Origin of the sequence: Nocardia pseudobrasiliensis NBRC 108224, from assembly GCF_001613105.1 — a bacterium.
GTDB lineage: Bacteria > Actinomycetota > Actinomycetes > Mycobacteriales > Mycobacteriaceae > Nocardia > Nocardia pseudobrasiliensis.
In genome coordinates this window covers 14597-27298 of sequence record NZ_BDBS01000077.1, presented here as the reverse complement: position 1 = coordinate 27298, position 12702 = coordinate 14597, and the positions used below count along the sequence as shown (strand labels likewise).

The 12702-nt window shown below is 67.2% G+C and carries 11 protein-coding genes; 7 read left to right on the top strand and 4 right to left on the bottom strand.

Annotated elements, in window-relative coordinates:
• From NP4_RS38620 to NP4_RS38605, 4 genes are all read right to left on the bottom strand, one after another.
• Window positions 1–1916 (bottom strand): polynucleotide kinase-phosphatase (locus NP4_RS38620; protein ID WP_068009336.1); only part of this gene is annotated, 1916 nt, incomplete at its 3' end.
• A complete protein-coding gene (locus tag NP4_RS38615) occupies window positions 1913–3340 on the bottom strand; it encodes a 3' terminal RNA ribose 2'-O-methyltransferase Hen1 (RefSeq protein WP_068009351.1) in 1428 nt (475 codons plus the stop codon). The genes NP4_RS38615 and NP4_RS38620, both read right to left, overlap by 4 nt.
• Window positions 3341–3403: 63 nt before the next feature.
• The gene (locus tag NP4_RS38610; protein WP_068009333.1) at window positions 3404–3991 is read right to left on the bottom strand and encodes a condensation domain-containing protein; all 588 of its coding nucleotides are present in this window, start codon (window positions 3989–3991) and stop codon (window positions 3404–3406) included.
• 160 nt (window positions 3992–4151) lie between these two features.
• Complete coding sequence (locus NP4_RS38605) at window positions 4152–6620, bottom strand: phosphoketolase family protein (RefSeq protein ID WP_068009329.1); 2469 nt, start codon at window positions 6618–6620, stop codon at window positions 4152–4154.
• Between the two features lie 109 nt (window positions 6621–6729).
• Between NP4_RS38605 and NP4_RS38600 the strand changes: the two genes are divergently transcribed.
• The 7 genes from NP4_RS38600 (at window position 6730) to NP4_RS38570 (ending at window position 12673) form a co-directional block, all read left to right on the top strand.
• Window positions 6730–7302, top strand: a complete 573-nt coding sequence (locus tag NP4_RS38600) for an FKBP-type peptidyl-prolyl cis-trans isomerase (RefSeq protein WP_068009325.1) — start codon at window positions 6730–6732, stop codon at window positions 7300–7302.
• Between the two features lie 111 nt (window positions 7303–7413).
• Window positions 7414–8787 carry a trigger factor gene (gene tig, locus NP4_RS38595; protein ID WP_068009346.1) on the top strand — a complete coding sequence of 458 codons (1374 nt, stop codon included), beginning with the start codon at window positions 7414–7416 and terminating at the stop codon, window positions 8785–8787.
• 250 nt (window positions 8788–9037) lie between these two features.
• Window positions 9038–9652 (top strand): ATP-dependent Clp protease proteolytic subunit, encoded by a 615-nt coding sequence (locus tag NP4_RS38590; protein WP_373863906.1) that lies wholly within the window; start codon window positions 9038–9040, stop codon window positions 9650–9652.
• A gap of 30 nt (window positions 9653–9682) precedes the next feature.
• Window positions 9683–10351: an ATP-dependent Clp protease proteolytic subunit gene (locus NP4_RS38585; RefSeq protein ID WP_062508477.1), complete on the top strand. Its 669-nt coding sequence runs from the start codon at window positions 9683–9685 to the stop codon at window positions 10349–10351.
• A gap of 289 nt (window positions 10352–10640) precedes the next feature.
• Window positions 10641–11924, top strand: a complete 1284-nt coding sequence (gene clpX / locus NP4_RS38580; RefSeq protein WP_068009342.1) for an ATP-dependent Clp protease ATP-binding subunit ClpX — start codon at window positions 10641–10643, stop codon at window positions 11922–11924.
• A gap of 93 nt (window positions 11925–12017) precedes the next feature.
• A complete protein-coding gene (locus NP4_RS38575; protein WP_068009320.1) occupies window positions 12018–12275 on the top strand; it encodes a hypothetical protein in 258 nt (85 codons plus the stop codon).
• A complete protein-coding gene (locus NP4_RS38570) occupies window positions 12272–12673 on the top strand; it encodes a type II toxin-antitoxin system VapC family toxin (RefSeq protein WP_068009316.1) in 402 nt (133 codons plus the stop codon). The genes NP4_RS38575 and NP4_RS38570 overlap by 4 nt, the downstream gene beginning before the upstream one ends.
• The last annotated feature ends 29 nt before the right edge of the window (window positions 12674–12702 follow it).

Here is a 12702-nt window from a genome sequence, read left to right as displayed (position 1 = left end):
AGCACCTCGGTGGCCGCGCCCAGGGCCGCGCGCGCGGCCGCGCCGACCGCGGCGTACTGATCGCGCACCAAGCCCATGGCCTTGGCCGACCACGGCAGCAGTTCGGCGTCCAGCGCCAGCCAGGTGGTCCCCAATTCGTCGAACAGCCCTGCGGTTTCGGCCGCGGCCCGCACTCGGGCGAGTACGGCCTCGGTGTGCTGCGGATCGTCGAAGAACGGGCGGCCGGTACGGGTGTAGAGGGCGCCGGTGCTGCCGTCGGCGATACCGAAGCGGTCCCGGGCGTCCTGCGGCGTGCGCACCAGGATCGCGACGGCCCGCGAACCCATATGCTTTTCCTCGCACACCACCGTCGCCACGCCCTCGGACCGGTAGTAGGCGAAGGCCTGCGCCGGATGTTCCAGCAGCGCACCGGATTCGGCCGTGGCACACGGCGACATGGTCGGGGGCAGATAGATCAGCCAGCGCGGGTCGATCGCGAACCGGCTCATCACCTCCAGCGCGGCGCTGGCGTTCTCCTCCTGCACACCGACCCGGCCGAAGTGGCGGGTCTCCACCACACGGCGGCCGAGGACGTCGTCGAGGTCCAGCACGCCCGGGTCGCGGCGCACCACACCCTCGGCGGGGGCGATCGGGGTGGCCTCGAGCGGACGCGCCGGTTCGTACCAGACCTGCTGCGCCGCAACGGATACCGGCTCACGCTCGGGATAGCGCAGTGCGCTGAGCCGACCACCGAACACCACGCCGGTGTCCAGGCACAGGGTGTTGTTGATCCAGCGCAGCTCGGTGACGGGGGTGTGGCCGTAGAGCACGGTGGCTCTGCCGCGATAGTCCTCGGCCCACGGGTAGCGCACCGGCAGCCCGTATTCGTCGGTCTCGCCGGTGGTTTCGCCGTACATCGCGAACGAGCGCACCCGTCCGGACGCGCGGCCGTGATACTCCTGCTTCAAACCGGCGTGTGCCACAACGAGATTGCCGCCGTCCAGTACGTAATGGCTGACCAGTCCGCGGCAGAACTCGTGTGCGGACTTGCGGAACTCCTCGGATTCGGCCTCCAGTTGCGCCAGCGATTCGGCCAGCCCGTGCGCGACGCGGACCTGGCGGCCGTCCAGGGCGCGCACCAGCTTGTGTTCGTGATTTCCGGTGACGCACAGCGCGTTTCCGGCCGCCACCATGCCCATGACCAGTCGCAGCACGCCCGGGGTATCGGGTCCGCGGTCGACCAGGTCGCCGACGAATACCGCGGTGCGGTCGGGGTGCGTGGCGTCGACCGGACGGCCCGCCTCGTCGCGCAGCAGCCGGTAGCCCAGCGTTTCCAGCAGCGTCTCCAGTTCGGCGCGGCAGCCGTGCACATCGCCGATGACGTCGAAGGGGCCGCTCAGCTCGCGCCTGTCGTTCCAGGCCTTCTCGTCGACGAGGGTGGCCGCGTCGATCTCGTCCACCCCGCGCAGCACGTGGACCTTGCGGAAGCCCTCGCGCTCGAGCGCGCGCAGGCCGCGTCGCAGCTCGCGCTGCTGCCGAACCACGACGTGTCGGCCCAGATGGGCGCGGTCGGGCCGATTCGCATTGCGCTCCAAGCAGATTGCCTCGGGCACATCGAGCACGATCGCCACGGGCAGCACATCGTGTTCGCGCGCCACCCGGACCAGTTCCCGGCGCGCCTGCGGCTGCACATTGGTGGCGTCGACGACCGTGCGCAGCCCGCGCCGCAGTCGCACGCCGACGATGTGATGCAGTAGCGCGAAGGCGTCCCCGGAGGCCGACTGATCGTTCTCGTCGTCGCTGACGATGCCGCGGCAGGCATCCGAGGAGACGATCGCGGTGGCGCGGAAATGCCTGTGCGCGAAGGTGGATTTACCGGAGCCGGTGCAGCCGACCAGGACCACCAGTGACAGCTCCGGAATGGACAGTTCGGTCATGACGCGGCTCCTTCCGAAGCGTCGCGGACGAAGATCGCCATCTGGGTCGGAGCGCCGAGCGTCTCGTCCACCGGGCCGATGGGCTCCAATCGCACCGTGTAGCCGTGAGTTTCGGCGACAGCGTGCGCCCAGGCGGCGAATTCGGCTCGGCTCCATTCGAATCGGTGGTCGGTGTGGCGGAAGTGCCCGGCGGGCAGGCTCTCGTAGAGCGCGTTGTATTCGCCGTTGGGTGTGGTCACCAGGACCGCGCCGGGTGCGGCCGAGCCGAAGACGGCGCGTTCGAGGGCCGCGAGCCGGGGCGGATCGATGTGCTCGATCACCTCCATGAGCACGGCCGCGTCGAAGCCACGCAGCGACGCGTCGGTGTAGGTGAGCGCGCCCTGCCGGACCCGGATTCGCCGCGCCGCCCAGTCGGGCAGGCGTTCCATGCGCCGCTGGGCCACGTGCAGGGCACGGACCGATACGTCCACGCCCACGATCTCGGTGAATTCCCGATGGGTCGCCAACTCCCGCAGCAGCGCGCCCTCACCGCAGCCGAGATCCAGTACCCGCTGGGCGTGCAGGTCCCGCAGCGCGTGTACGACGGCCGCGCGCCGGGTGACGGCCAGCGACGGCGTCGGGGGTTCATCACATTCGGTGACCGCCTCCTCGACGGCGTCGAGCTGTTCCGGTGTGGCGTCGTCGATCTCGGCCAGTCTGGCCAGCGCGGTGCGCACGAGCGACTGGCGGCGGGCCAGATAGCGCCGCGTGATCCACTCGCGTTCGGGGTGGGCGGGCAGCCAGCCCGCGCCGGCGCGCAGCAGTTTGTCGACCTCGTCGGCGGCCAGCCAGTAGTGCTTGCTGCCGTCGAGGACGGGCAGCAGGACGTACAGATGTGACAGCGCCTGGGCGAGGCGCAGCGTGCCGGTCAGTTCCAAACGGACGTAATGGGATTCACCCCACTGCGGGAAAGCCGGATCCAGCGGCAGCGGCGTGGCGGCGACCTGCCAGCCCAGCGGCGCGAACAGCCGCTCGGCCGTCTCGGGCCCGCTCTTGCACGGCACGGCGGGCAATTCGATCCGCAGCGGGAGTTCGGTACGCACCAGTTCGGGTCGCTGCGCGCAGCGCCCGCCCAGGGCGGTGCCGAACACCGTGGAGATCGCGACCGCCAGCAGCGAGGTGGCCGCGTACGGCCGATCGTTGACGTACTGGCCGAGGCTGAATTCGGGGGCGCCGCGCGATTTTCCGCGCACGAGTCGAATCGGGTCGATCTCCAGCAGTAGCGCCGCGGTGCAGCGCGCATCGGTGGCCTCCGGGTAGACCACGTGGGCCGACCCGTAGGACTGCTCGAATACCTGCACCCGTCCCGGATTCTTGTGCAGCAGGAATCCAAGGTCCCCGGCAACCCACTCGACGCCCTCCGGCCGAGTGCAGGTGATCATCATCAACACAGGCCGATGGTCGCCCGCCGAACCGGCCTGGGCAACCCAATTCTTCCTTGTGGGAGCTTATGCGGGGGTGGGGAGTTCGGCGCGCGCCTCGACGGCCGTGTGTTCCATCAGCTGCACGTGCTGGAGCTCGTGAACGTGCAGCTGATGATGCGGGCGTGGGTGATCCCAGCGCGGCGCGCGATTGCGGCGTCGGGCGGCATAGGCGGTCATGAGGTCGCGCGACAGCCGTGCGGGGGAGATCCGATCGATGGCGTGGGGCGTGGTGACGATCACGAGCAGGTGTTCGGGAACGGCGTCGAGGTCACCGGTAATGCGAAACGACCGCGCCCGAACGGGCGCGGTCGTGGCGGGTTCCACCTCGCGGGCGACGAATTCTTCGACCGCGCCCGCCGATTCGGCGCGCGAGATCACCACGGGCACCAGATCGGGGACGGGGGCGGTATCGGGAGACAGCACCAGATACGCGCCGTCCGGATCGATCGTGCGTAGTGGCTCGTGACGCGCGATCAGATCGGCGAAGGCGTCGCGCAGGCCGACCGCGTAGAGGTAGCCGGTGAATCGCAACGCGAAGGCGACCATATCGACGGGGACGGTGTCGGCGTGCCATGGGGCCGAGGTGACGATGCCGGTACTGCGCAGCTCCATGCGATTTTCACTCCTTCTCGAGACCGCCATCCCTGCGGCTCGGACGGAGCTTATACCGCCGGAGACCTTTTGCTGTAGAGGTTTGCTCCTTAATACGAGTGACCAACTCATCGTCGGTCCAGCCCCAAAAGGTTGGGGGACGCCGAGATTGCGGCCTCTATCAGCGGCGCGAGTACGGCCACGCCCAGTTCGCGACCTCCGGAATATCCTCCCCCTGTTCGCGGGTCCACGACCGCGCCGCCAGCCGGGCGTCGACCATTTCCTGGCGCAGTCCGGCCGCCCGGGCGCCCAGTCCGGGCACTCGATCGATGACGTCCATCACCAGGTGGTAGCGATCCAGATCGTTGAGCATCACCATATCGAACGGCGTTGTGGTGGTGCCGTTTTCCTTGTATCCGCGCACATGCAGTCCGGCGTGGTTGGCGCGGCGGTAGGTGAGCCGGTGGATCAGCCACGGATAACCGTGGAAGGCGAAGACGACGGGCCGATCGGTGGTGAACAGGGTGTCGAACTCGCGGTCGGGCAGACCGTGCGGATGTTCGTCGCGAGGTTGCAGCCGCATCAGATCCACCACATTGATCACCCGGATCCGCAACCGTGGCAGTCGTTCCCGCAGGATCGCCGCCGCGGCCAGGGTCTCCAACGTCGGCACATCCCCGGCACAGGCCAGCACCACATCCGGGGTGGCGCCCGCCTCGTCGTTGTGGCCCGCCCACTCCCAGATGCCCACGCCTCGCGCGCAGTGCGCGGCGGCCTCGGGCACCGACAGCCAATCCTGTTGCGGCTGTTTACCGGCCACCACGACATTGACGTAATGCCGCGAACGCAGGCAGTGATCGTAGGTCGACAGCAGCGTATTGGCGTCCGGCGGCAGATAGACCCGCACGATCGACGCCTTCTTGTTGGTCACCACGTCCAGGAAGCCCGGATCCTGATGGGTGAATCCGTTGTGGTCCTGCCGCCAGACATGCGAGGACAGCAGATAGTTCAGGCTCGGGACGGGGCGCCGCCACGGCACCTTCGCGCTGGCGTCCAGCCATTTGGCGTGCTGGTTGAACATAGCGTCCACGATGTGGATGAACGCCTCGTAGCAGGTGAACACCCCGTGCCTGCCGGTGAGCAGATAGCCCTCGAGCAGGCCCTGACACATATGCTCCGACAGCACCTCGATCACTCGGCCGCGCCGGTCCAGGCCCACGTCGAATTCGCCGATCTCGGCCTGCCAGTCGCGGCCGGTCACCTCGAGCACATCCTGCAGGCGATTGCTGGCGAGTTCGTCGGGGGCGAAGGTGAGGAAGTTGTCGGGGTTGGCCGCGGTGACATCGCGCAGCCAACCGCCCAGCACCCGGGTCGCCTCGTGTTCGGTCGCGCCCGGCGCGCTCACCTCGACGCCGTATGCGCGCCAGTCGGGCAGGCGTAGATCCCGCAGCACCGCACCGCCGTTGGCGACCGGGTTGGCGCTCATGCGTCGATCGCCGGTCGGATTCAGGCGCAGCAGTCGCGGTGTGGGACAGCCGTTCTCGTCGAACAGCTCCTCGGGTCGGTACGCGCGCAGCCACTGTTCCAGGACCGCGCGATGGCTCGCGTCGCCGCGCGCGCCGGGCAGCGGCACCTGATGGGCGCGGAAGGTGCCCTCGACCCGGTCACCGTCGACCTGCGGCGGACAGGTCCAGCCCTTCGGTGTGCGCAGCACGATCATGGGCCAGAACGGCCGCACGCCGTCCGAACCGGAACGCGCCGATCCCTGGATCTCGGCGATGCGATCCAGGCAGCCGTCGATCGCCGTGGCCATGGCCTGATGAACCGTGGCCGGATCGTTTCCGGCGACCACGATCGGCTCGTATCCGTAGCCGCGCAGCAGCGACAGCAGTTCCGGCTCCGGAATCCGGGCCAGCAGCGTCGGATTGGCGATCTTGTACTCGTTGAGCGCCAGGATCGGCAGTACGGCCCCGTCGCGGCCCGGATTGAGGAATTTGTTCGCATGCCAGCTGCCCGCGAGCGGACCGGTCTCCGCCTCGCCGTCGCCGACCACGCAGAACACCGTCAGATCCGGATGGTCCAGCGCCGCCCCGAACGCGTGCAGCAGCGAGTAGCCGAGCTCACCGCCCTCGTGGAACGAACCGGGCGTCTCGGGCGCGCAGTGGCTGGGCACCCCGCCGGGAAAAGAGAACTGCCGGAAGAACTCTCGCATACCCTCCGCATCGCGCGGAACATGGCTGTAGCACTCGGAATAGGTGCCCTCGAGCCAGCCGCAGGCATTGGGCCCGGGCCCGCCGTGCCCGGGCCCGGCGACGAAGACGGCGTCGAGATCACGAGCGCGGATCGCCCGATTGGCATGGGCCCACACCAGATTCAGGCCCGGTACGGTGCCGAAGTGTCCGAGCAGGCGCGGTTTGATGTGTTCCGGCTCGAGCGGGGCGCGCAGCAGCGGATTGTCCATGAGATAGATCTGGCCGACCGCCAGATAATTGGCCGCGCGCCACCAGGCGTCGAGATCGGCGAGTTCGTCGCGGCCGAGCGGGCCGGGCGCGTCGCCGAGGGTGTACGGTTCCGGCGCGATCGTGGCGCCACCACGGCTCGCGACATTGTCGGCGGAGGTATCGCCTCCGGCGCTGGCCAATTGGGTCATCCGCGAACTCCTCACATAGGACGTCGCATAGGGGGCTACCCGTCACGTGCCTCGTCAGTCAGGCTACCGGCGCGGTGTGATCGGGTCAGCGTGGATTAGGGTGCCGCGCATGACCACACTGGCCAGGATCATCGGCTCGACCGCGCTCGCCGCGGCCGCCGTCGCCCTCACCGCCTGCGGTGGCGGCGACGACAAGTCCTCCGCCGCACCCTCGTCCACCGCCTCGGCGTCCAAGGCCGCGCCCGCGACCGGGGTGCCGCCCGTGAGCCACGGCCGCGAGTGCACCGCCGACGACGTCAAGACCACCGGCGGGTTCGGCGAGGCGCCGACCATCACCATCCCCGAGGACTGCGATCCGCCCAAACAACTCATCACCAAGGATCTGGTGCCCGGCAGTGGTCCGGGCGCGGCCGCGGGCCAGCCGCTGACCATGAACTACACCCTGGTCACCTGGTCGGATCACCAGAAGCTGGACAGCTCCTTCGACCGCGGCGAACCCTTCCAGCTCACCCTGGGCGCGGGCCAGGTCATTCCGGGCTGGGACCAGGGTCTGCTCGGTGTGCAGCAGGGCGGGCGGCGGCTGCTGATCATCCCGCCGGACCTGGGCTACGGCAAGGGCGGTAACGGCATCAAGCCCAATGAGACGCTGGTCTTCGTGACCGATGCCGTGAAGGTCGGCTGATCCGATTACATCCGCCGAAGCCAGGTCGACTAGCCTGGTACGGATGTGATCGGGGGGAACCGACGACGTCAACCAGAGAACCGTAGAGAACGACGAACAAGGAGCATGTCCGTGAAGAGCACCGTCGAGCAGCTGAGCCCGACCCGGGTCCGCATCAATGTCGAGGTGCCCTTCGAGGAACTGAAGCCGGACTTCGACCGGGCCTACCAGGCGCTGGCCAAGCAGGTGCGCATCCCGGGCTTCCGTCCGGGCAAGGCTCCGGCCAAGCTGCTGGAGGCCCGCCTCGGCCGCGGCGCGGTCCTCGAGCAGGTCGTCAACGACGCGCTGCCGGCCCGCTACAGCGAGGCCGTGGTCTCCGCCGATGTGAAGGTCATCGGCCGCCCCGAGATCGAGATCACCAAGATCGAGGACGGCAAGGAGCTGGCCTTCACCGCCGAGGTCGACGTTCGCCCGGAGATCACCCTGCCGGAGTACGACAGCATCGAGGTCACCGTCGATCCCATCGCGATCGAGGACGAGGACATCGAGCAGCAGCTGCAGTCGCTGCGCCAGCGCTTCGGCACCCTGAAGAACGTCGAGCGCGCGGTGCAGGACGGCGACTTCATCTCCATCGACCTGTCGGCCACCGTCGACGGCCAGGAGGTCACCGAGGCGTCCACCTCCGGCCTGTCCCACGAGGTCGGCTCGGGCCAGCTCATCGAGGGCCTGGACGAAGCCGTGGTGGGCCTGAACGCCGAGGAGTCCAAGGACTTCACCTCCACCCTGGTCGCCGGCGAGTTCGCCGGTAAGGAGGCCGTGATCACCGTGAAGGTGAACTCGGTCAAGGAGCGCGAGCTGCCCGAGGCCGATGACGAATTCGCCCAGATGGCAAGCGAATTCGACACCATCGAGGAGCTGAAGACCGATCTGCGCGGCCGCGTGGAGCAGGCCAAGAAGGTGCAGCAGGCCGGCGAGATCCGCGACAAGGTGCTCGAGGCGCTGCTGGAGAAGACCGAGATCCCGCTGCCCGAGGGCGCGGTGCAGGCCGAGATCGACGCGGTGACCCACGACGCGGTGCACGGCTTCGACCACGACGAGGCGAAGTTCGCCGAGGCGCTCGCGGCGCAGGGTTCCTCCCGCGAGGAGTTCGACGCCGACGCCAAGGAGTCGGCCGAGAAGTCGGTGAAGACGCAGCTGCTGCTGGACGCCATCGCCGAGAAGGAGAACACCCAGGTCGGCCAGGACGAGCTGACCGAGCGGATCCTGTTCCAGTCGCAGCGCTACGGCCTGTCGCCGGAGCAGTTCATCCAGCAGGTCCAGCAGGCCGGTCAGCTCGGCGCGGTCTTCGCCGACGTGCGCCGCGGCAAGGCCCTGGCGACCGTGGTCGGCGAGGCCAAGGTGACCGATACCGACGGCAACGCGGTCGACACCGCCGAGATGTTCGGCAGCCCGGCCGCGGAAGAGGCCGCCGAGGAGCAGCAGCCCGCCGAGGCGAGCGCCGAGTAATTCCATGCATCAACAGCGCGAATACGTTTCGGGGATAGCCGAGTTTGCGCACGGAGCGAGCTTGCGAGTGACCGATAGGTACAGCGCGAGGTCGCTTACAGCGCAAAGGAGCGCCAGCGAGTTTGCGCTGTAAGCGAAGAGAGGGCGGTACCGGGAGTTCGGTGCCGCCCTGCTTCGTTAGGGTTTGTATCAGCGAATCAGAAATGGCCGTGCTAGCTAGCACCGAGCCGGTGAGAGAGGGCAGGTATCCGTGACAATCAATCAGGCAGGGCCGGTCATGACATCCGCGACCGCTGGTCTCAACCTCAGCGACTCCGTGTTCGAACGTTTGCTGCGCGACCGCATCATCTTCCTGGGCACCCAGGTCGACGACGACATCGCCAACAAACTGTGCGCCCAGTTGCTGCTGCTGGCGGCCGAGGATCCCACGCGTGAGATCTCGCTGTACATCAACTCCCCGGGCGGCTCGGTGACCGCGGGGATGGCGATCTACGACACGATGCAGCTGGTCGAGCCCGATGTGGCGACCTACGGCCTGGGCCTGGCGGCCTCGATGGGCCAGTTCCTGCTCACCGCGGGCGCCAAGGGCAAGCGTTTCGCCCTGCCGCACGCGCGGATCATGATGCACCAGCCCTCGGCGGGTATCGGTGGTTCGGCCGCCGACATCGCGATCATGGCCGAGCAGTTCGCCCACACCAAGCGCGAGTTGAACGAGCTGCAGGCGCTGCATACCGGCAAGTCGATCGAGCAGGTGACCCAGGACGCGGACCGCGACCGCTGGTTCACGGCGAAGGAAGCCCTCGAGTACGGCTTCATCGATCAGGTGATCAGCCATGCCCGCCAGGCCAACGGCACCGCCAACTAGCACCGACTCGAGACCTTTGGAGACGAAGAGATGACCCAATTCGATCCCCGCGCCGGCCTGTCCGGTGTCGCGCCGGCCGGTCCGCAGGCGCGCTACATCCTGCCGTCGTTCATCGAGCACTCCAGCTTCGGTGTCAAGGAGTCCAACCCGTACAACAAGCTGTTCGAGGAGCGCATCATCTTCCTCGGCGCGACGGTGGACGACACCTCGGCCAACGACATCATGGCCCAGCTGCTGGTGCTCGAATCGCTCGATCCCGACCGCGACATCACGATGTACATCAACTCGCCCGGTGGTTCGTTCACCGCGCTGATGGCCATCTACGACACCATGCAGTACGTGCGCGCCGATGTCGCGACGGTCTGCCTGGGCCAGGCCGCCTCCGCGGCCGCGGTGCTGCTCGCCGCCGGTACGCCCGGTAAGCGGGCCTGCCTGCCCAACGCCCGCGTGCTGATCCACCAGCCGTCCCTCGAGGGCGGCATCCAGGGTCAGGTCTCGGATCTGGAGATCCAGGCCGCGGAGATCGAGCGCATGCGCCGCCAGATGGAGACCACCCTGGCCCGGCACACCGGCAAGGAAGCGGACACCATCCGCAAGGACACCGATCGTGACAAGATCCTCACGGCCGAGGAGGCCAAGGACTACGGGATCATCGATACGGTGTTCGACTACCGGAAGCTGAGCGCTCAGAAGAAGTGACCTGCGGCATGTGCCTTCCGCCGTCGCGGCGGTGGAAGGCACGCCCGGAGTGAAAACGTTCCCAAGTTGTCGACCTGTATCGCGTCTACCGGGTACGGTCACTCTAGGGACCTTTGCTCATGGTTGTCGGCACGGTCGAAGGACCTGAGAACAAAACTGCCGAAAGCTTCGAAAAATCCCATCGGCGCGTGACACCGATCGATGTGGGGCGGGTAGCGTAGTTCGAAGGCGGCTTGTCGGCTTCCGAGACAGACGGTTGCACGCGGACAAGGAAGTAGGGACCCACGAGATGGCGCGCATCGGTGATGGCGGCGATCTGCTCAAGTGCTCGTTCTGCGGAAAGAGCCAGAAGCAGGTCAAGAAGCTCATTGCGGGACCGGGTGTATACATCTGCGACGAGTGCATCGATCTGTGCAACGAGATCATCGAGGAGGAGCTGGCCGAGTCCAGCGAGGTGAAACTCGACGAGCTGCCCAAGCCGGCCGAGATTCGCGAATTCCTCGAGCAGTACGTCATCGGTCAGGACGCCGCCAAGCGCACGCTGGCCGTGGCCGTCTACAACCACTACAAGCGTATTCAGGCCGGCGACAAGGGCCGCGACAACCGGGGCGAACCGGTCGAGCTGTCCAAGTCCAACATCCTGATGCTGGGTCCCACCGGTTGTGGCAAGACCTATCTCGCGCAGACGCTGGCCAAGATGCTCAACGTGCCGTTCGCGATCGCCGACGCCACCGCGCTCACCGAGGCCGGTTATGTCGGTGAGGATGTCGAGAACATCCTCCTCAAGCTGATCCAGGCCGCCGATTACGACGTCAAGCGCGCCGAGACGGGCATCATCTACATCGACGAGGTCGACAAGATCGCCCGCAAGTCCGAGAATCCCTCGATCACCCGCGACGTTTCCGGCGAGGGCGTGCAGCAGGCGCTGCTGAAGATACTCGAGGGCACCCAGGCCAGCGTGCCGCCGCAGGGTGGACGCAAGCATCCGCATCAGGAATTCATCCAGATCGACACCACCAACGTGCTGTTCATCGTGGCCGGTGCGTTCGCGGGTCTGGAGAAGATCGTGCAGGACCGGGTCGGCAAGCGCGGCATCGGATTCGGTGCGGAGGTCCGCTCCAAGGCCGATATCGACACCGCCGATCACTTCGCCGAGGTGATGCCGGAGGATCTGATCAAGTACGGCCTGATCCCCGAATTCATCGGCCGCCTGCCCGTCGTCGCCTCGGTCACCAACCTGGACAAGGAATCGCTCGTGCGCATCCTGTCCGAGCCGAAGAACGCGCTGGTGAAGCAGTACGTCCGCCTATTCGAAATGGACGGCGTGGAACTGGAATTCACCACCGACGCCCTGGAAGCCGTTGCCGATCAAGCGATCCTGCGCGGCACGGGCGCCCGCGGCCTGCGCGCCATCATGGAAGAGGTCCTGCTGCCGGTGATGTACGACATCCCCAGCCGCGACGACGTCGCCAAGGTCGTGGTCAACGCCGATACGGTCAACGACAACGTCCTGCCGACCATCGTCCCCCGCAAGCCGGTGCCCCGCACCGAGCGCCGCGAGAAGTCGGCTTAATCACCCGTACACGAGAGCGGGCCCGGGAGACATCCTCCCGGGCCCGCTCTCGTTCCGCGTTCCGGAAGGATCCGTGCATGTATTATTGCATGCATGGTTGCCTTGCAGATCCGTGACGTTCCCGAAGAGTTGCGCGACAAGCTTGTGGTCCTCGCGCGCGAGCGAGGGCAATCGCTGCAGGCGTACCTGTTCGATCTCATTCGCGACGAGGCGCGCCGCAAGGACAACCTGGCCGTGTTGAAGCGGTTCGGGCCCGGGGGTGTGTTGAATCCGGATGATGTGACGGCCGCATTGGACGCTGAGCGTGCCGATCGCGATGCGGCGCTGGACGATCCGGCGGCAACGCGGTGATCGTTGTCGATGCGTCGGTCTTTGTGCATGCCCTGCTGGACGAGGCGGTGACGGGGCAGCAGTGCCGGAAGGCGCTCGAGAGTGACGATCGCTGGATTGCGCCTCAGCACTGGACGGTTGAGGTGTTGTCCGTCGTCCGTCGTCTTCTCCGGGCGGGCAAGATCGCCGATGGCCGCGCCGCCGATGCCGTCGCCGCACTCGAGAAGCTGGATCCCGAGGTGCCGCTGACTCGCGTTCTCGTCCCTCGCATTTGGGAACTGCGCGGCAATCTCACCGCGTATAACGCGGCATATGTCGCCGCGGCGGAGGCGTACGACTGTGAACTGCTCACCACCGACGTACGGCTGTCTCGCGCGCCGGGCGTCCGTTGCGCGGTTCGTCTCCTTACGCCTTTGTAGATAATAAGCATGGACATATGATGTGTACA